Consider the following 17,963-nt stretch of genomic DNA (forward strand, 5'->3'; position numbering starts at 1 on the left):
GCCGCCAGGTGTCCGGCGGGCGGGCGTCCCGGTGAGCCGGGAGCGGGCCCGTCGGCGGGCCGAACGCGAGGCGGTCCTGGCGCGGGAGCGGGCGGCCCGGCAGCGCCGGGTGGCGCGTCGGCAGCGCCGCCGCGCGGTGGTCCGCCGGTTGACGCCGCAGTTGCGGCGGGGCCGCACGGGTCGGCTGGCTCGGCACACGCGGGGTGAGCGGGCGGCGATCGTGCTGCTCACCGGGGCGGCGCTGATCCTGATCTGGACGTTCGTCGACGATCTGGCGCTGCGTGTCGCGCTTATCGTGCTGTTGCTTCTCGTACTGCCGGCGATCGTGGTGATCGCTCTGGACCGTCGTACCTGATCGAGGAGAAGACGTTGAGTCTCACCCTGTTACCCGCCGTGGATGTCGCCGACGGCCGGGCTGTCCGGCTCGTGCAGGGCGCTGCCGGCAGCGAGAGCAACTACGGCGAGCCGCTGGACGCGGCGCTGGCGTGGCAGCGCGACGGCGCCGAGTGGATCCACCTGGTCGACCTGGACGCGGCGTTCGGCCGGGGCACCAACGCGCACCTGCTCGCCGAGGTGGTGCGCCAGTTGGACGTGCAGGTGGAGTTGTCCGGTGGCATCCGTGACGACGAGTCGCTGCGCGCGGCGCTGGGCACCGGGGCGAGCCGGGTGAACATCGGCACCGCCGCGTTGGAGAACCCGGAGTGGTGTGACCGGGTGGTCGGGGAGTACGGGGACCGGGTCGCGATCGGCTTGGACGTACGCGGTCAGACCCTGTCGGCGCGGGGCTGGACCCGCGACGGCGGCGACCTGTACGAGGTGCTGGAGCGCCTGGACAAGGCGGGCGCCACGCGGTACGTGGTCACCGACATCACCAAGGACGGCACGATGCGCGGGCCGAACCTGGATCTGCTGCGCGAGGTGTGCGCGCGTACCGACCGGCCGGTGATCGCCTCGGGTGGGGTGTCCACCCTGGACGACCTGCGCGCGCTGGCCACGTTGGAGCCGCTGGGCGTGGAGGGCGTGATCGCCGGCAAGGCGCTGTACGCGGGCGCGTTCACGGTGGCCGAGGCGCTGCGGACGTTGGCCGAGGCGTGACGGTCACCCGGCTGGGCTCGGGCGGTCCGTGGGAGCAGCAGTACGGCTACTCCCGGGTGGTCCGGGCCGGTGACCTGGCCCTGACGGCTGGCTGCACGGCCACTGTCGACGGCCGGGTGGTGCACGTCGGGGACGCCGCCGCGCAGACCGCGCAGGCGTTGCGGATCGGGTTGGCGGCGCTGGCCGAGGTGGGCGTGGAGCCGGGTGACGTGGTCCGGACCCGGATGTACGTGACCGACCGGTTGCACGCCGACGAGGTGGGTAGGGCGCACAACGCGGTTTTCGGGGCGGTCCGGCCGGTGGCGACGCTTGTGGTGGTGGCAGGCCTGCTCGATCCGGAGCATCTGGTCGAGGTGGAGTTGGAGGCGTACGTCGGCGACAGTTGAGCTGCCGGTGGCGCTCGTCACGGCCGCCTTCCGGCCAGATAAGTTGTGCACAACTTAATTGCGGGCTACGGTTCACGGGTGACCGATGACCTGGTGCTGCGCCGGCAGGTGTGCTTCGCGCTCTACGCCGCGTCGCGTGCCCTGACCGACGTGTACCGGCCGATCCTCGACGAGTTCGGGCTGACCTATCCGCAGTACCTGGTGCTGCTGGTGCTCTGGGAACGCCCCGACGACGCGCCCACGGTGTCCGAGCTCGGCGCCGAGCTGCGGTTGGACTCCGGCACGCTCTCCCCGCTGCTCAAGCGGCTGGAGGGAGCGGGCCTGGTGGTGCGGCGGCGGTCGGCGCGCGACGAGCGGCGGGTCGAGGTGGGCCTCACCGAGCAGGGTCGGGCGCTGCGGGAGCAGGTGTGCGACGTCCCACTGCGGATCGCGCAGGCCACCGGCCTGGGCATCAGCGAGCTCGTCGCGCTGCGCGACACCCTCACCCGGGTCACCGACACCATCCACCGACAGAAGGAGCAGTGACTCTCATGAAGGCTCTCTACACCGCGTCCGCGACCGCCACGGGCGACGGCCGGGACGGCCACGTCGAGACCTCCGACGGCACCCTCGCGCTCGACCTGGCGGTGCCCAAGGAGATGGGTGGCGCGGGTGGCGCCGCCAACCCCGAGCAGCTCTTCGCCGCCGGCTACGCGGCCTGCTTCCACAGCGCCCTGCGCCTGGTGGCCCGTCGTGCCAAGGCGGACGTGAGCGACTCCGTCGTCGCCGCCGAGGTCGGCATCGGCCCGAACGGCAGCGGTGGCTTCGGGCTCACCGTGCGGCTCGTCGTCGACCTGCCGGCCGTCGCCCGCGACGCCGCCGAGCAGCTCGTCGAGCAGGCCCACCAGGTCTGCCCGTACTCCAACGCCACCCGCGGCAACATCGAGGTCGCGCTTACCGTCCGCGAGACCCTGGCCGCCTGACGCCCGCGGATCCGGACCCCACCCGCGGACGAGAGGACGACCACCCGATGACAAGCAACCGCGAGATCCACCTGGCCCGCCGCCCCGAGGGCTGGCCCACCGACGACACCTTCCGGCTCGTCGAGACCGACGTCCCGACGCCCGGACCGGGCCAGATCGTGGTCCGCAACCAGTACCTGTCCGTCGACCCGTACATGCGGGGACGGATGAACGACGTCAAGTCGTACGTGCCGCCGTTCGCCCTCGACGCCCCGCTCGACGGTGCCGCGATCGGCGAGGTGGTGGCCAGCGAGTCGGCCGACGTCGCGGTCGGCGACACCGTGCTGCACGGGCTGGGCTGGCGGGAGTACGCGCTGCTCGACGCCACCGCCGCCCGCAAGGTCGACCCCGCCCTCGCGCCGGCCAGCGCGTACCTCAGCGTGCTCGGCATGCCCGGGCTGACCGCGTACGCCGGTCTGCTGGAGGTCGCCGCGATGAAGCCCGGCGAGACGGTCTTCGTCTCCGCCGCGGCCGGCTCGGTCGGCAGCCTGGTCGGCCAGATCGCCAAGCTCAAGGGCGCGGGCCGGGTCATCGGCAGCGCCGGCTCGGCCGCCAAGGTCGAGCGGCTGCGGGCGCTGGGCTTCGACGCCGCGTTCGACTACCACGACGGGCCGGTCCGCGACTCGCTGCGGGCGGCCGCCCCGGACGGTGTCGACGTCTACTTCGACAACGTCGGCGGCGACCACCTGGAGGCGGCGATCTCGGCCATGAACCTGCACGGCCGGGCCGCGATCTGCGGCATGATCGCCCAGTACAACGACACCGAGCCGCCCGCCGCGCCCCGCAACCTGTCCCTGGTCATCGGCAAGCGGCTCACCCTGCGCGGCTTCCTGGTCAACGATCACAACCACCTGCGCAACGCGTTCGTCAGCGACGTCGCGGGCTGGCTGCGCGAGGGCACGCTCTCCTACGACGAGACGGTCGTCGACGGCATCGAGAACGCCCCGGCGGCGTTCCTCGGTCTGCTGCGCGGCGAGAACCTGGGCAAGATGCTCGTTCGTCTGTGAGCGGTTCGTGGTGCGCGGCGGTCGGCCCGGTCGGGTCGGCCGCCGCGCCTCGCGCGGAGGATAGGGTGGCGGCATGACGGTGGCGGTACGCGTGATCCCCTGCCTCGACGTGGACGCCGGGCGCGTGGTCAAGGGGGTCAACTTCCTCGACCTGCGAGACGCCGGCGACCCGGTGGAGCTGGCCGCCGCGTACGACCGGGCCGGCGCCGACGAGCTGACCTTCCTCGACGTCACCGCGTCCTCCAGCGATCGGGGCACCATGCTCGACGTGGTGCGCCGCACCGCCGAGTCGGTCTTCATCCCGCTGACCGTCGGTGGTGGGGTCCGGCAGGTCGGCGACGTCGACACGCTGCTGCGGGCGGGAGCGGACAAGGTCGGCGTGAACACCGCCGCCATCGCGCGGCCGGAGCTGATCGCCGAGATCGCCGACCGGTTCGGCCGCCAGGTGCTCGTGCTCTCCCTCGACGTCCGCCGTGCCCCGGCCGGCGTCACACCCAGCGGGTTCGAGGTCACCACCCACGGCGGTCGGCGCGGCACCGGTCTCGACGCGGTGCGCTGGGCGCGGCAGGTGGCCGAGCTGGGTGCGGGGGAGATCCTGCTCAACTCGATGGACGCCGACGGCACCAAGGCGGGCTTCGACCTGGAGCTGATCGGCGCGGTGCGGGCCGTGGTGGACGTGCCGGTCGTGGCCAGCGGTGGGGCCGGCGAGGTGGCGCACTTCCCGCCCGCGATCGGGGCCGGCGCCGACGCGGTGCTCGCCGCAAGCGTCTTCCACTTCGGCGAGCTGACGGTGGGCGAGGTCAAGGACGCGCTGCGCCGCAGCGGCCACCCCGTGCGCTGAGCGGGCCGGCGGTGACCGTCGGTAACCGCCGTGGGCGCGGATGCGGTCGTCAGCGGTATACCTCAGAGTCATATTTATACCTCTGCGGTATACCGCTCAACAGCACGTCGACACCCACCGCCTGGCCGGCGTGCCGCAGACCGGGCATCGCCCGTACCGCTGCTCATGTTCGGCCAGAATCCGCCACCCGCCGGCCAGTGGTGGAGCAAGCCGTCAGTGCCCGCCGGAGTGGCCCTCGGATGACCGGCGGGGGGTGGGGATCGACCGGACCGCGTACTCCTGCACGGCCGCCGCGTGCTCGGCCTCGTCCAGGATCCACTCGGCGCGTCCCGGCGCGTGCCGGCGGCTCAACACCCCCTGCACGGTGTCCACCATCGTCGCCACCCCGGCGCGGGGCCGGGAGCGCCAGAGCTGCTCACCCTCCGAGGTGATGCGGAACCAGCCGTCCGCGACGGTGACCAGACCCGCCCCGACCAGCCGCTGGACCGCGACCTCCACCTCGTGCCGCTGCGGAATCGTCTGGTTGAGGTGATCGGCGGTGGACAGCACGTCGGTCAGACGTACGCCCTCCGGCCGGCGACTGGTCGCGGACCGTCGGTGCCGCCCGGCCCCGCTCGCGATCACCAACGAGACGAAGATCCAGGCGTCGCTCCAGCGCCAACCGTTCTCCCCCATGCAGAGATGATGACGGCGAGCGTCGCGGAAGGGAACACCCACCCTCCAACGAGCCCGCTCGCACCAGCACGGCGTGCCGGGCTGTGAACGGTAGGTGAGCACTCAGGCTGCCGGGGCGGGAGCGGCGCTCGGCGGGTCGCCCGTGACGGCAGCCGGCGCGGGCACCGCGACGAGCGGGATGAAGAACTGTGCCAGTGGGCCGATGGCAAGCGCGTACGCGACGGTGCCCACGCCCACCGTGCCGCCGAGCAGAAAGCCCAGCGCGAGCACGGTGACCTCGATGACCGTGCGTACCAGCCGGATCGACCACCAGGGCCGGCGGGCGACGAGGCCGGTCATCAGCCCGTCGCGCGGGCCGGGACCCAACTGGGCACCGAGATAGAGCGCGGTGGCGGCACCGTTGGCGACGATCCCGGTGATCAACAGAGCGATGCGGACGCCGAGGGGGCCACCGGTGGGCAGCAGGGCCAGGGTGGCGTCCACCACCAGGCCGATCACCACCACGTTGCTGACGGTGCCGAGGCCGGGTCGCTGGCGCAGCGGGATCCACAGCAGCAGCACCAGCGCGCCGACGCCGATGGTGACGGTGCCGAAGGAGAGCCGGGTCAGCTCGGACAACCCCTGGTGGAAGACGTCCCACGGGTCGAGGCCCAGGTCGGAGCGGACCATGAGGGCCATGCTGACCCCGTAGAGGACGAGCCCGGCGTAGAGCTGGGTGAGCCGCCGCACCGGCCGTTGCCGCAGATTGCCAATCAGTGCCATGCATGCCACCCTAGGTGCCAATTCTCGCCTAGGAAGAAGCCAATATCCGAGGAGTGGCCATGACAGGTCAGGTGCGAGGCGTCCAATTGGCCCGGTTGCTGGGGCAGTGGCACGCTCTTCCGGGCCGTCGCCGCAGCCCGGACTACGCCGCCCTGGCCGCGGCGGTGCGTGGCCTGCTCGCCGACGCCCGGCTTCCGCTGGGTGTCCGCCTCCCGGCGGAACGCGAACTGGCCGAGGCGCTGCGGATCAGTCGCACCACTGTCACCGCCGCGTACCGGGAGCTGCGCGAGACCGGGCACCTGGCCAGTCGCCGGGGCGCCGGCAGCTGGACGATGCTGCCCGGCAACCACCGGGTCGCCAGCACGGGTCTGTGGACCCCGCTGGACGACCGGGAGATGATCGACCTGGGCGTCGCCGCGCTGGCCGCCCCGCCGCAGCTGCTCGGCGCCGCGCGGGCCGCCGCCGAGGATCTGCCCCGCTACCTGGGCGGGGCCGGATACCACCCGACCGGGATCGGGGAGCTGCGCGAGGCCGTGGCTGACGGCTACACCGCCCGCGGGTTGCCCACCTCGGCCGACCAGATCATGGTCACCAGCGGCACCCAGCACGCCCTGGACCTGGTGCTACGCCTCGCCCTCGCGCCCGGCGGGAGCGTTCTGGTGGAGTCCCCGACCTACCCCAACGCGCTCGCCGCGCTGGCCGGCCGACGGGCCCGGATCACGACCCACGGGCTGTCCGCCGACGCCGGTGGCTGGGAGCCCGACCTGCTGCTGGGCAGCCTGCGGCAGACCCGGCCCAAGCTGGCGTACCTGATTCCGGAGTTCCAGAATCCGACCGGGCACCTGATGCCGTCGGCGTTGCGCGAGCGTGTGGTCGCGGCCGCCCACGCGGTCGGCACCGACCTGATCGTCGACGAGTCCTTCGTGGACCTGCCGCTGGACGGCACCGAGCTGCCCCCGCCCACGGCCACGTTCGACAGGCACTCGCGTGTGGTGAGCATCGGGGGGATGAGCAAACCGTACTGGGGTGGCCTGCGGATCGGCTGGGTCCGCGCCTCCGCGCCGCAGGTGCAGCGGCTGGCCGCCGTCCGGGTGGGCGTGGACATGTCCAGCCCGGTGCTCGACCAGTTGGTCGCGGTGCACCTGCTCGCCGACGCGTCGGCAATCGTCGCGGCCCGCCGGGCCCAGCTCGCCGCCCAGCGTGACGCGTTGCTGGCCGCGCTGGCGCACCGACTTCCGGACTGGCGGGTGACGGTGCCGCGCGGTGGCGTGACCCTCTGGGTAGAGCTGGACGGCCCGGTCTCCAGCGCCCTCGCCCGGGCCGCCGAGGAGGTGGGCGTCCGCCTCGCGCCCGGCCCCCGGTTCGGTCTGGACGGCACCCTGGAGCGGTTCCTGCGGCTGCCGTTCACCCTGCCGGCCGCCGACCTGGTGGAGGCCGTGGAGCGGATCGCCACGGTCCGCTACGACCTGGATCGGACCGGCCGGCAGCGCTGGCGGGAGCCGTCCGTCATCGCCTGAGCACCCGACACACACGCCGATGGCCCCACACCCGGGCGGGTGCGGGGCCATCGGCGCCGCTGCTACAACTCGGCGAGGGTGCCGGCGTACATCTTGTCGATCTCGGCGGCGAAGTTGCTCTCCACGCCGCGCCGCTTGATCTTCAACGACGGGGTGATCTCGCCGTCCTCGATTGTCAGGTCGCGCGGCAGGATCGCCACCTTCTTGATCGTCTCCCAGCGGTTGAGCTTGGCGTTGAGCTGGGCGACGTACTCCTCGACCATCGCCTGCGCCTCCGGCGAGGCGACGATCTCGGCGTAGTCGCGGCCCTCGAGGGGGCCGCCGGCCACCCAGCCCCGGATGGCGTCCGGGTCCAGCGTGACGAGCATCGTGCAGAAGTTGCGGGCCTGACCGACCACGACCGCCTGCGAGGTGTACGGGCAGATGGCCTTGAACATCCCCTCGATGTGCGAGGGCGCGATGTACTTGCCGCCCGAGGTCTTGACCAGGTCCTTCTTGCGGTCGGTGATCCGTAGGTAGCCCTGCTCGTCCAGGCTGCCGATGTCACCGGTGCGGAAGAAGCCGTCCTCGGTGAACGCGGCGGCGGTCTCCTCCGGCAGGTTGTGGTAGCCGCGCATCACGGGCCGGCCGCGGACCAGGATCTCGCCGTCGCTGTCGATCCTGCACTCCAGATCGCCCATCGCCTGCCCGACCGTGCCGATCCGCAGCCCGGAGGGCGGGTTGACGAAGTTGCCGGCGCTGGTCTCGGTGAGGCCGTAGCCCTCGGAGATCGGCAGGTTGGCGGCGGCGAAGAAGGTGGCGATCTCCGGGCTCAGCGGTGCGGCGCCGGAGACCAGCACCCGCATCCGGCCGCCCAGGCGGGCCTGGAGCTTGCTGAACACCAGCTTCTCGGCCAGCCCGTAGCGCAGCTTCAACCCGGCCGGCACCGGCTTGCCGGCCTGCTCCAGGGCGACCTTCTCCTTGCCGACCTGGACACCCCAGGCGAAGATCTTCGCCTTCGCGCCGCCGGCGCCCTGGGCGGTGGTCACCGCGCGGTTGTAGACCTTCTCGAAGACCCGGGGAGCCCCGCACATCAGGGTCGGCTGGATCACCGCGAGCAGGTCGACGAGCTTCTCCACCCGCCCGTCGACGTAGGTGGGCAGACCGACGTGGATCGCGCCGCAGAGCAGCGTCTTGCCGAAGGAGTGGGCCAGCGGCAGCCACAGGTACTGCAGGTCGTCGTCGCGCAGCAGCCCGACCTCCGCCTGCGCCACGGCCTCCCAGCACCAGCCGCCGTGCAGCAGCTCGACACCCTTGGGCTGACCGGTGGTGCCGGAGGTGTAGATCAGCGTGGCCAGGTGGTCCGGACCGATGCCGGCCACCAGCATGTCGACCAGATCGGGCTCGGCGGCCAGCACGTCGGTGCCCCGCGCCTCCAGCTCGGTGAGGGTGAGCTGGGGCACCGCGGCGCTCGGGTCCGGGGTGCCGTCGAAGAGCACCACGTGGGTCAGCGCCGGCAGGGCCGCGCCGGCGATCTTGGCGGCCTGCGCCGGGTTCTCCGCGAAGAGCACCCGTGAGGCGGAGTCAGCGATGATGTATGTCGCGTCCGCCGGCTCGGTGGTCGGGTAGACGGTGGTGGTCGCTCCGCCCGCGCACATGATGCCGAGATCGGCGACCACCCAGTCCAGCCGGGTGTTGGCGAGGATGGCGACCGGGTTCTCCTGGCCGACGCCGAGCGCGTGCAGGCCGGCGGCCACGGCCTTGGCGCGCTGGCCGACCTGCTCCCAGGTCAGCCAGTCGGGGCCCGAATCGTCGGGGGTCGGGGACGCGAACGCGTGCTGGTCGGGGGTGGCCGCCACGCGCTTGAGGAACATGTCCGGGATGGAACGGTACGGTACATCGAGAGCCATCGCTGTAGCCGCCTTCGGGGGTGGTGGCGTGACGGGCGTCACGTCATAGTGGTTACCGAAGAGTATTGCCTGCCACCGGGCATCGGCTAGTGCGGGTGATCGACCGGCGGCCCCGTTCCGCCGGCCGGTGCCCCACATCAGGCGTAGCGGGCGGCCACGAGTGACCAGTCGTAGGTGGCCCGGACCCAGTTGCGCCGCGTGGCCAGCGGCGGGTGCAACGCGTCGACGCCACTGGCCAGCAACCTCTCCTCGGCCACCAGGTACGCCGCCAACCCCCTGTTGAAACGGTCGGCGGCCGCCCGCAGCGCGTCCGCCTCGGCCAGACCGCTCTCCTGCGCGATGACCGTCACCAGATTGTGCGCGTCCGGGTCGGTCCGGCTCTCCTTGCCGTACGAGAAGAGGTCGTTGCACCAGCAGACCAGGTCCACCGCCAGCAGGTCCAGGGCGGTCAGGGCCGGGTCGGCACGCCGGGTCGGCCCGGGTGGCTGCTCCGACGCCAGATCGGTCAGGGTGAGACAGGGGTGTACGCCGCCGATGTGCCGACGCAGTTGGACGTACTCCGTCACGCTCGGTACCCGCCGGCGTTCCCGGTTGGCGGCCTCCCAGAGCAGCGCAAGCAGGTACTGGCGCACCTGACTGACGAAGCGCAGCAACATCGGCGCCCGGCCCTGTGCCCGGGTCCGGCGGCACAGGTCGTGCAACGCGGCCCCCAGTGGGCCGGCGTCCGACGGCGGTGTCGCGAGCGGGTCACCGCACCGGTCCAGCACGTCGAGCAGGGCGGCGACGACAGGCGCCAGCCGGCTCGGGTCCGCGCCGAGGCCGTCCTCGTCGCAGGCGTCGTCCATGACGAAGAGCCAGGAGATCAGGTCGGTGAGGAGCCGCAGCCCTCGCGTCGGCCCGTCCGGGCAGGCCCGGCCGGCCAGGCCGGCGGCGTCGGCCCGTTGAAGTCGGTGTACCTGGTGACCGGAATTGACCAGGCCGAACGCGCGCGCCCACTCGACGCTCTCGCTCGCCACTCGATCCGTGGACTTGTGGCGCCCCGCCGTGAAGGAGGGTTCCCGTAGCGCCGAGATCGCGAAGCTCCGCATCGTGTGCCCCCACATCGTGCCGCCCCGGCGCGGAACGGCGCGCTGAAGCGTACGGGAGGAGGTATCGGCATGCATCGCTGGGACTGAGGCGAATGCCCGCTTTCGTGTGACCGATTAGGTGCAGTAAGTCACATGCCCAGGCTGGCGTTGCGGAGCTGCCGCGCGGACGTCGGCGAACCGTCCAGTTGCACCCGGGCCACCCGTTGCCGCCCGGAGAGGAACAGGGTCAACTCGGCGGGAGCGCCCACCAGACGCAGCCGCTCGCCGCCGCGGCCGACGGAGACCTCGCCGTAACCGGGCGCCTGCACGTAGAGGTCCGCCGGAAAGCGGCGCAGCGTCAACCTGGCCAGCGGGGCGACCCGCTTCCACAGGGTCGTCTGCACACCGCGGGACAGCTCGCGCGGCTGCCACCCCGCAACGGCCCGCCGCACGTCCTCGTGGTGGATGAAGAACTCCATCGTGTTGACCAGCTCGTCGGTCAGCGGGTTGCTGATCGGGCTCCACACCGGGGGCCGGCGCACCCGCTCCACCAGATCGGGGTAGGGCCCGGCGGCGAGCCGTCGGCGAACCCGTTCGGCGTGCCCCCGCAACGGCGCCAGCAGGATCCCGCCGGCCGCGTCGGGACGACGCTCCCGCAACACCAGGTGCGCGGCGAGGTCACGGGTCGCCCAGCCCTCGTTGATCGTCGGCGCGTCGGGCCCGAGGGCCAGGAGGAGATCGGCCAGCGCCTCGCGCTCGGCTCGGGCGTACCGCGACATGGTCCGATCGTAGGCCCGCGCACGCGCCGCCGCGCGGCGGCGGGCAGCCGGCTCGCGCCGCCGCTTCCGCGCGTCCGGTACGTGACGGTCGACATATCCCGTCCGGGTCGGCGGTGCCGGCCCGCACCGGTAAGGATGAGGGAGATAATTGTGGCTTACGGCGGGGGAGAGCGTGGCGAGCAGGACAAGCCGAGACGTGCTCGGCAGAGGGCTGGGGGTTCTGCGGCAGGCGATCCGGGAGCAGCCGCGGATCTTCGCGGTTGCCGTGCTCGGCAGTGTGCTGTTCGGCTCGATGGTCATCGTCAGCGCGTACGTGGTGGGCGCGGTGGTCGGTGACGTGGTGGTGCCGGCCATCGCGCGGGGCGACGTGGGCGTCGGCACCCTGGCGCTGGCGGCGATCGCCCTCTTCGGGATCAGCGTGCTGCGGGTGGTGGGCATTTTCGGCCGCCGGCTCGGCGCGGGTTACATGCAGTACCGGCTCCAGGCCGCCTACCGTCGCCGCGTCACCCGCCGTTACCTGGAGCTGCCGCTGTCGTGGCACCACCGCAACGCCACCGGCACGCTGCTCTCCAACGCCAACTCAGACGTGGAGGCGGCCTGGTATCCCATCGCCCCGTTGCCCTTCGCGGTGGGCACGCTTGTGATGCTTGTCGGCGCCATCGTCTCGCTGTTCGTCACCGACTGGGCCCTCGCCCTGGTCGGCCTCGCGGTCTTTCCCGCGCTGTTCGCGCTCAACGTGGTCTACTCCCGCCGGATGGCGCCCCGGCAGGCCCGGGCGCAGCGGTTGCGCGCCGAGGTCAGCAGCATCGCGCACGAGAGCTTCGACGGCGCGTTGGTGGTCAAGACGATGGGCCGCGAGGCGCAGGAGACGGCCCGGTTCGCCGGCCGCGCCGGTGAGCTGCGCGACGCGTTGATCTCGGTCGGCCGGCTGCGGGGCGTCTTCGACCCGCTGCTGGAGACGCTGCCCAGCCTCGGCACCCTGGCGGTGCTCGTGGTCGGGGCGTTCCGCCTGCGCCAGGGCGCGATAAGCGTCACCGAGCTGGTAAGCGTCGCGTTCCTCTTCACAGTGCTGGCCTTCCCGGTGCGGGCCATCGGCTGGGTGCTGGCCGAGCTGCCGCGCAGCGTCGCCGGCTGGGACCGGGTGCGCCGGGTGCTCGACGCCACCGGCGAGATGCCGTACGGGGAGCGTGTGCTCGACCCGGCCCTCTCGGGCCCGGCCACGCTCACGTTCACCGACGTGCACTTCTCCTATCCGCCGGCCGAGGCGCACCAGCCCGGCGCACAGGTGCTCGGCGAGGTCGGCTTCACCGTGCCGGCCGGCCGCACGGTCGCCCTGGTCGGGCCGACCGGCGCCGGGAAGTCCACCATCGCCTCGCTGGCCGTCCGCCTGGTGGACCCGGACTCCGGCGTCGTCGAGCTGGACGGCGTGGATGTGCGCGACCTGACCGCCGCGTCGCTTGCCGGCACCGTCGCCCTGGTCGCGCAGGTGCCGTTCGTCTTCGACGACACCGTGCGGGCAAACGTCGCCCTGGACCGGGCGGGCATCGACGACGAGGCCGTCTGGGCGGCGCTGCGCCTGGCCGAGGCGGACGGGTTCGTCGCCGCGCTGCCGGACGGGCTGGACACGATGGTCGGCGAGCGGGGCACCTCGCTCTCCGGCGGCCAGCGGCAGCGGCTCACGCTGGCCCGCGCGTTGGCCGGGCGGCCACGCCTGCTGGTGCTCGACGACGCGACGAGCGCCGTGGACCCCCGGGTGGAGGCGGCCATCCTCGCCGGGCTGCGGGCGTCGGCTGGTGAGCCGGGAGTGCCGGCCGCGTCGATCCTGGTGGTGGCGTACCGCCGGGCGACGATCGCCCTCGCCGACGAGGTCGTCTACGTGGAGCAGGGCCGGGTGGTCGCCCGGGGCACGCACACCGAGCTGCTGGCCACCGTCGCGGGCTACGTGGACCTGGTCACCGCGTACGAGCAGGCGGAGGTCGACCGCGCCCAGGAGCGCGCGTACGACGACGAGGTGGCGCAGCTGCCGTCGGGCCTGGAGATCGAGGTGGACCGGTGAGCGCGAGGAGTGCAGCGCAGCGGAGCCCCGCAGTCGCGAACGAAAGGCTGGCCCGGTGAGTACGACGGTGACTAACGACGAGCGGGACGCGCGGGTGGAGACCACCTGGCAGACCCTGCGGCGGGGGTTGGCGCTCTCCCCGGAGCTGCGGACCGGCCTGGCCGCCACCCTGGGTCTGGCCCTGGTGTACATGGTGGGTCGGGTGGCCGTGCCGGTGGCGGTGCAGCAGGGCATCGACCGCGGCCTCGTCGGTGGTCTGAACCTCGACGTGGTGTGGTCGGTGGTGGCTGTCACCGCGGCGATCCTCGTGGTCACCACGGCGTGCGGCTATCTGATGATGCGCCGGCTGTTCACGGTCAGCGAGACGGCGCTGGCGAATGTGCGGACGCGGGCGTTCCGGCACGTGCACGACCTGTCGATGTTGCACCAGCAGTCGGAGCGGCGTGGGTCGCTGGTCTCGCGGGTGACGAGCGACGTCGACCAGATCACCCAGTTCCTCCAGTGGGGCGGGGTGATCCTGCTGGTCAACCTGGGTCAGCTGGTGGTGACGACTGCCGTCATGCTGGCGTACTCCTGGCAGTTGACCCTTGTGGTGTTGGCGGCGTTCCTGCCGGCGGTGCTCGTCATCCGTCAGTTGCAGCGTCGTCTCGGCGCGGCGTACGCGACGGTGCGTCAGCGCACCGGCACGCTGCTGGGCGCGATCGGCGAGAGCGTGGTGGGCGCGCCGGTGATCCGGGCGTACGGCATCGCGGGGCGCACGGCGCGGCGGCTGGACGACGCCATCGACAATCAGCGCCTGGCGCAGCAGCGGGCGATCCGGATCAGCATCGTGGGCAGCTCGGTAGGCGAGCTGGCGGCCGGGTTGGCGCTGGCGGGCGTGGTGGTGCTCGGGGTGACGTTGGGTGTGGACGGCACGCTGTCGATCGGCCAGCTGACCGCGTTCCTCTTCCTGGTGACGCTGTTCATCCAGCCGGTGCAGATCGCCACCGAGGTGCTCAACGAGGCGCAGAACGCGATCGCGGGCTGGCGGCGGGTGCTGGACGTGTTGGACGTCGCCCCGGACGTGGCGGACCCGGGGGAGCAGGGCCGGGATCTGCCGGTCGGTGCGCTGGACATCCGGTTCGCCGGGGTGCGGTTCGCCTATCCGGGTGGTCCCGCCGTGCTGCACGACATCGACCTGGAGATCCCGGCGAAGAGCCGGGTGGCGGTGGTCGGCGAGACGGGCAGCGGCAAGACGACCTTCGCGAAGCTGCTCACCCGTCTGATGGACCCGTCGGCGGGGGCCGTGCTGTTGTCCGGGGTGCCGCTGGCGGACGTCCGGTTCGACTCGTTGCGCTCCCGGGTGGTGATGGTGCCGCAGGACGGGTTCCTCTTCGACGCGACGGTGGGGGACAACGTGCGGTTCGCCCGGCCGGAGTTGACAGACGAGCAGCTCGCCGCCGCGTTCACCGAGTTGGGCCTGGCGGACTGGTTGGAGGGCCTGCCCGCCGGTCTGGACACGCCCGTCGGTGAGCGTGGCGAGGCGTTGAGCGTCGGGGAGCGGCAGCTTGTCGCGCTGGCCCGGGCGTACGTGGCCGATCCGGACCTGCTGGTGCTGGACGAGGCGACGAGCGCTGTGGATCCGGCGACCGAGGTGCGGCTGCAACGCACCCTGGACGCCGTCACGCGGGGTCGTACGACGCTCGCCATCGCGCACCGGCTCTCCACCGCCCAGGCTGCCGACGAGGTGATCGTGGTGGACCGGGGGCGCATCGTGCAGCGCGGCCCGCACGACGAGTTGGTGCGCGACGCCGACTCGGTCTACGGGCTGCTGTACGCCTCCTGGCTGGAGCAGACCCGATAACGAAGCGCACTGGCTGGTGGACGTGGTGGACCGGGTGCTCTACGCTCCGGGTTAGGTTAGCCTAACCTCTGAAGGAGGTCGTGCCATGCGGCCCAGCCCCGCCGAGATCGTGCGTACCCTCGTCGCCGGCCGGCTGCCCGGTCTCGTCCACCTGGCCCGCCGGCCGGGCCCGCACCACGCCCGGCACGTGACCGACCCCGACGGCCGGGTGCTGCTGCTGGTGCCGGTGGCCAGCCACCTGGGCGCCGCGCTGCAACCGGTCGCCGGGGGCGCCGACGTCGCAGTGGTCCTGGACGTCCTCGACCTGCCGCCCGCCGCCGGCGCTCCCGGGCTGGGGCGGGCCTGGGTCTCCGGCTGGGCGACCGAACTGCACGACGAGGAGGCGCGCCGCGCCGCGCTCGACTTCGCCGCTGTCGAGCCGACCGGCGACCTGCTCGACGTGGGCGTCCGGTTCCGGCTGTTCCGCTTCGAGGTGGCCGAGGTCCGCTGGGAGCGGGCCGGCGTCGTGCACCGGATCGACCCGCTGGAGTACGCCGAGGCCGAGCCGGACCCGGTGCACCCGTTCGAGGCGCTGCTGCTGGCCGACCTCGCCGAGCGCGACGCCGACCAGGTGACCGACTACTTGCGCCGGCAGCTCGGGTTGACCGAGCAGACCCCGGACGGGCCGCCCCGCGTGGTACGCATCGACCGTTACGGCCTGGTGGTCACCCTCGGGCGCCCCGGCGCGCGGCGACGCGTCCGGCTGGCGTTCCCGTGTCCGGTGGCCGATCCGGACGAGTTGGGCCGGCTGCTGCCGCCGCTGCGTCGCCCGGCCGACGCCCGCCCACCGCGCTGACCCACCCCGCCCGGACGGCATGGTCCTAGGTGGGCAGCTCTCCGGTGACGTACCGCTGGATGGTGGGGCCGATGGCGGCGACCAGGGTGTCCGGGTCGGCGGACGCCACCGGCTCCATGCGTACCACGTACCGGATCATCGCCAACCCGACCAGTTGGGTGGCGACAAGTGATCCGCGCAGCGGCAGCTCGGCCGGGTCGACGTCGAGTTGGTCGAGCACCCGGCGCAGCACCTGCGTGGTGATGAACTCCCGCAGCAGGCGCGCCGTCCACTCGTTGCTCACCGCCGAGCGCAGCAGCGCCACCCCGGCGCTGCCGGCCGGGGAGTCCCAGATGCCGACGAACGTGCGTACCAGCCGTTCACCCACGCCGTCCCGGTCGCCGGCGAGCACCCCCGGCAGCACCGCGCCCGGATCGACGGGGAAGTTCATGGCGGCCAGGAAGAGCTGGTCCTTGCTGCCGAAGTAGTGGTGCACAAGCGCCGGGTCCACCCCGGCGGCGGCGGCGATGCCGCGGATCGGAGCGGCGTCGAAGCCGCGCTCGGCGAACGCCGCCCGCGCCGCGTCGAGGATCGACTCCCGGGTGTCCGGGTTGCCGGGTCGCCGGCCGGTCCGCCGCGTCATCGCCGCCCTTCGTTCGTCGCTCACGCCGCCGGTCGCCCGACGGCTGGCGGCAACCCGCGTGCGCGGGCCGCCGCCGGCCGGTCAGCCGGTGCGCCGGCGCAGGGTCGCCGCCGCGAGCACCAGTGCCAGCACCACCGCGCCGAGCACCACACCCACATCCCGCCACATGGTGCCGGTCGGCTCGGCGTTGGCGCCGACCTCCTGCAAGGCCTCGATGGCGTACGACAGGGGGAAGGCGTCACTGAGCGCCTGGAGCCAGCCGGCCATCTGGTCGCGGGCCACGAACAGCCCACACAGCAGCAGTTGGGGGACCACCACGACCGGCAGAAACTGTACTGCCTGGAACTCGGTGCGGGCGAAGGCGCTGCACAGCAGCCCGAGGGCGACGCCGAGCACCGCGTCGAGCACCGCGATCCCGATCACCAGGCCACTGCTCCCGACGGTGCGGAGATCGAAGATCCAGTACGCCACCGCGGCGGCGACCGCGGCCTGCGCGGCGGCGGCCAGCCCGAACGCGATGCCGTAGCCGAAGAGCAGGTCGAGCTTGCCCAGCGGTGTGGTGAGCAGCCGTTCCAGGGTGCCGGAGGTGCGCTCCCGCAGCATCGCGATGCTGGTGACCAGGAACATGATCACGAAGGGGAAGATGCCCAGCATCACAAGCGCGATCCGGTCGAACATCGACGGCTGCCCCGGCGGGGTCGGGTGGTCGACGTACATGAAGTAGACGAGGGTCAGCAGGACGGCCGGCACCAGCACGAGCAGCGCGATCGTGCGCCTGTCGTGCCGGAGTTGGCGCAGGATGCGGCCGGTGGTGGCCGCCAGGATCCGGGGGTTCACGAGTTCTCCCGTCCGGCCGGTGCGTCGACCGCGCCGGCCCTGATCAGTCGCAGGAACGCTTCGTCGAGGTCGTCCACGCCGGCGGCGGCGCGGATCGCGGCCGGGCTGTCGTCGGCGATCAGGCGTCCCTGGCGGATCAGCAGCAGCCGGTCGCAGCGGGCCGCCTCGTCCATCACGTGACTGGACACCAGCAGGGTGGTGCCGGCGGCGGCCATGGCGTGGAACCGGGCCCACAGGTCGGCCCGCAGTACCGGGTCCTGACCGACTGTCGGCTCGTCGAGGATGACCAGCTCGGGGTCGCCGACCAGGGCACAGGCCAGCGAGGCCCGGCTGCGCTGACCACCGGAGAGGGTGACGACAAGTTGACCGGCCGCCTCGGCCAGCCCGACGTCACGGACCGCCTGATCGGCCTCGGCGCGACCACGGCCGTACAGGGCCGCGAAGTAGCGGGCGTTCTCCCGGACGGTCAGGTCGGCGTAGACGCTCGGCGCCTGGGTGAGGTAACCCACCCGGTGCCGCAGGGCCGGAGTGCCCGCCGGCTGGCCCAGCACGGTGACCGTCCCCGTGCTGACCACCTGCACACCGACCACCGCCCGCATGAACGTGGTCTTGCCGCTGCCGCTGGGCCCGAGCAGACCTGTCACGGCGCCGCGCGGAACGGCGCAGCTGATGCCGTCCAGCACCCGCCGCCCGCCTCGGTCGACCACCAGGTCGCGGACGCGTATCGCGTCGTCCACTGCGCACCTCCGAG

General features: G+C 72.7%; 19 protein-coding genes. 11 read left to right on the plus strand and 8 right to left on the minus strand.

The window, feature by feature from the left end; genetic code table 11:
* Nucleotides 1–31 precede the first annotated feature (31 nt).
* From ACLQ26_RS02745 to hisF, 7 genes are all read left to right on the plus strand, one after another.
* Nucleotides 32–355 (plus strand): hypothetical protein, encoded by a 324-nt coding sequence (locus ACLQ26_RS02745; RefSeq protein ID WP_007462979.1) that lies wholly within the window; start codon nt 32–34, stop codon nt 353–355.
* Between the two features lie 14 nt (nt 356–369).
* Nucleotides 370–1,095, plus strand: coding sequence for a bifunctional 1-(5-phosphoribosyl)-5-((5-phosphoribosylamino)methylideneamino)imidazole-4-carboxamide isomerase/phosphoribosylanthranilate isomerase PriA (priA, locus tag ACLQ26_RS02750; RefSeq protein WP_363682960.1), 726 nt, complete (start codon nt 370–372; stop codon nt 1,093–1,095).
* Nucleotides 1,092–1,481: a RidA family protein gene (locus ACLQ26_RS02755; protein ID WP_425742939.1), complete on the plus strand. Its 390-nt coding sequence runs from the start codon at nt 1,092–1,094 to the stop codon at nt 1,479–1,481. Before priA ends, ACLQ26_RS02755 begins: the two co-directional genes overlap by 4 nt.
* A 78-nt stretch (nt 1,482–1,559) precedes the next feature.
* Nucleotides 1,560–2,006: a MarR family winged helix-turn-helix transcriptional regulator gene (locus ACLQ26_RS02760; RefSeq protein ID WP_425742940.1), complete on the plus strand. Its 447-nt coding sequence runs from the start codon at nt 1,560–1,562 to the stop codon at nt 2,004–2,006.
* Nucleotides 2,007–2,011: 5 nt separating this feature from the next.
* Nucleotides 2,012–2,443: an organic hydroperoxide resistance protein gene (locus ACLQ26_RS02765; RefSeq protein WP_425742941.1), complete on the plus strand. Its 432-nt coding sequence runs from the start codon at nt 2,012–2,014 to the stop codon at nt 2,441–2,443.
* Between the two features lie 47 nt (nt 2,444–2,490).
* Nucleotides 2,491–3,489, plus strand: a complete 999-nt coding sequence (locus tag ACLQ26_RS02770; protein ID WP_425742942.1) for an NADP-dependent oxidoreductase — start codon at nt 2,491–2,493, stop codon at nt 3,487–3,489.
* Nucleotides 3,490–3,562: 73 nt separating this feature from the next.
* The gene (gene hisF / locus ACLQ26_RS02775) at nt 3,563–4,330 is read left to right on the plus strand and encodes an imidazole glycerol phosphate synthase subunit HisF (protein ID WP_355134849.1); all 768 of its coding nucleotides are present in this window, start codon (nt 3,563–3,565) and stop codon (nt 4,328–4,330) included.
* Between the two features lie 213 nt (nt 4,331–4,543).
* Here hisF and ACLQ26_RS02780 read toward each other — a convergent pair whose 3' ends face one another.
* Together ACLQ26_RS02780 and ACLQ26_RS02785 are read right to left on the minus strand one after the other, a co-directional pair.
* Complete coding sequence (locus ACLQ26_RS02780; protein ID WP_393302173.1) at nt 4,544–5,005, minus strand: hypothetical protein; 462 nt, start codon at nt 5,003–5,005, stop codon at nt 4,544–4,546.
* A gap of 102 nt (nt 5,006–5,107) precedes the next feature.
* Nucleotides 5,108–5,767 carry a YczE/YyaS/YitT family protein gene (locus ACLQ26_RS02785; protein WP_425742943.1) on the minus strand — a complete coding sequence of 220 codons (660 nt, stop codon included), beginning with the start codon at nt 5,765–5,767 and terminating at the stop codon, nt 5,108–5,110.
* A gap of 59 nt (nt 5,768–5,826) precedes the next feature.
* Between ACLQ26_RS02785 and ACLQ26_RS02790 the strand changes: the two genes are divergently transcribed.
* Nucleotides 5,827–7,284 (plus strand): PLP-dependent aminotransferase family protein, encoded by a 1,458-nt coding sequence (locus tag ACLQ26_RS02790; RefSeq protein ID WP_425742944.1) that lies wholly within the window; start codon nt 5,827–5,829, stop codon nt 7,282–7,284.
* A gap of 62 nt (nt 7,285–7,346) precedes the next feature.
* Here the strand turns inward: ACLQ26_RS02790 and ACLQ26_RS02795 are convergent, their stop codons facing one another.
* The 3 genes from ACLQ26_RS02795 to ACLQ26_RS02805 form a co-directional block, all read right to left on the minus strand.
* Nucleotides 7,347–9,173, minus strand: coding sequence for an AMP-dependent synthetase/ligase (locus tag ACLQ26_RS02795; protein WP_425742945.1), 1,827 nt, complete (start codon nt 9,171–9,173; stop codon nt 7,347–7,349).
* Nucleotides 9,174–9,310: 137 nt separating this feature from the next.
* The gene (locus tag ACLQ26_RS02800) at nt 9,311–10,261 is read right to left on the minus strand and encodes a terpene synthase family protein (RefSeq protein WP_425742946.1); all 951 of its coding nucleotides are present in this window, start codon (nt 10,259–10,261) and stop codon (nt 9,311–9,313) included.
* A gap of 128 nt (nt 10,262–10,389) precedes the next feature.
* Nucleotides 10,390–11,019 (minus strand): TIGR03085 family metal-binding protein, encoded by a 630-nt coding sequence (locus ACLQ26_RS02805; RefSeq protein WP_425742947.1) that lies wholly within the window; start codon nt 11,017–11,019, stop codon nt 10,390–10,392.
* A 172-nt stretch (nt 11,020–11,191) separates the two neighbouring features.
* Between ACLQ26_RS02805 and ACLQ26_RS02810 the strand changes: the two genes are divergently transcribed.
* From ACLQ26_RS02810 to ACLQ26_RS02820, 3 genes are all read left to right on the plus strand, one after another.
* A complete protein-coding gene (locus ACLQ26_RS02810; RefSeq protein ID WP_425742948.1) occupies nt 11,192–13,075 on the plus strand; it encodes an ABC transporter ATP-binding protein in 1,884 nt (627 codons plus the stop codon).
* Nucleotides 13,076–13,130: 55 nt separating this feature from the next.
* Nucleotides 13,131–14,918 (plus strand): ABC transporter ATP-binding protein, encoded by a 1,788-nt coding sequence (locus ACLQ26_RS02815; RefSeq protein ID WP_425742949.1) that lies wholly within the window; start codon nt 13,131–13,133, stop codon nt 14,916–14,918.
* Nucleotides 14,919–15,003: 85 nt separating this feature from the next.
* Nucleotides 15,004–15,753, plus strand: coding sequence for a DUF2470 domain-containing protein (locus ACLQ26_RS02820; RefSeq protein ID WP_425742950.1), 750 nt, complete (start codon nt 15,004–15,006; stop codon nt 15,751–15,753).
* Nucleotides 15,754–15,778: 25 nt separating this feature from the next.
* Here the strand turns inward: ACLQ26_RS02820 and ACLQ26_RS02825 are convergent, their stop codons facing one another.
* The 3 genes from ACLQ26_RS02825 to ACLQ26_RS02835 all read right to left on the minus strand — a co-directional run bounded on the left by ACLQ26_RS02825 (nt 15,779) and on the right by ACLQ26_RS02835 (nt 17,949).
* Nucleotides 15,779–16,375 (minus strand): TetR family transcriptional regulator, encoded by a 597-nt coding sequence (locus ACLQ26_RS02825; RefSeq protein WP_425742951.1) that lies wholly within the window; start codon nt 16,373–16,375, stop codon nt 15,779–15,781.
* A gap of 81 nt (nt 16,376–16,456) precedes the next feature.
* A complete protein-coding gene (locus ACLQ26_RS02830) occupies nt 16,457–17,212 on the minus strand; it encodes an ABC transporter permease (RefSeq protein ID WP_425742952.1) in 756 nt (251 codons plus the stop codon).
* Nucleotides 17,209–17,949: an ABC transporter ATP-binding protein gene (locus ACLQ26_RS02835; protein ID WP_425742953.1), complete on the minus strand. Its 741-nt coding sequence runs from the start codon at nt 17,947–17,949 to the stop codon at nt 17,209–17,211. Before ACLQ26_RS02835 ends, ACLQ26_RS02830 begins: the two co-directional genes overlap by 4 nt.
* Nucleotides 17,950–17,963 lie beyond the last annotated feature (14 nt).

It is taken from the genome of Micromonospora sp. DT43 (genome assembly GCF_049841645.1).
Taxonomy (GTDB): Bacteria; Actinomycetota; Actinomycetes; order Mycobacteriales; family Micromonosporaceae; genus Micromonospora.

Coding starts and splice junctions, on each gene's coding strand:
- ACLQ26_RS02765 (WP_425742941.1), top strand. CDS start 2,012: ATGAAGGCTCTCTACACCGCGTCCGCGACCGCCACGGGCGACGGCCGG.
- ACLQ26_RS02770 (WP_425742942.1), top strand. CDS start 2,491: ATGACAAGCAACCGCGAGATCCACCTGGCCCGCCGCCCCGAGGGCTGG.
- hisF (WP_355134849.1), top strand. CDS start 3,563: ATGACGGTGGCGGTACGCGTGATCCCCTGCCTCGACGTGGACGCCGGG.
- ACLQ26_RS02780 (WP_393302173.1), bottom strand. CDS start 5,005: ATGGGGGAGAACGGTTGGCGCTGGAGCGACGCCTGGATCTTCGTCTCG.
- ACLQ26_RS02785 (WP_425742943.1), bottom strand. CDS start 5,767: ATGGCACTGATTGGCAATCTGCGGCAACGGCCGGTGCGGCGGCTCACC.
- ACLQ26_RS02790 (WP_425742944.1), top strand. CDS start 5,827: ATGACAGGTCAGGTGCGAGGCGTCCAATTGGCCCGGTTGCTGGGGCAG.
- ACLQ26_RS02795 (WP_425742945.1), bottom strand. CDS start 9,173: ATGGCTCTCGATGTACCGTACCGTTCCATCCCGGACATGTTCCTCAAG.
- ACLQ26_RS02800 (WP_425742946.1), bottom strand. CDS start 10,261: ATGCGGAGCTTCGCGATCTCGGCGCTACGGGAACCCTCCTTCACGGCG.
- ACLQ26_RS02805 (WP_425742947.1), bottom strand. CDS start 11,019: ATGTCGCGGTACGCCCGAGCCGAGCGCGAGGCGCTGGCCGATCTCCTC.
- ACLQ26_RS02820 (WP_425742950.1), top strand. CDS start 15,004: ATGCGGCCCAGCCCCGCCGAGATCGTGCGTACCCTCGTCGCCGGCCGG.
- ACLQ26_RS02825 (WP_425742951.1), bottom strand. CDS start 16,375: ATGACGCGGCGGACCGGCCGGCGACCCGGCAACCCGGACACCCGGGAG.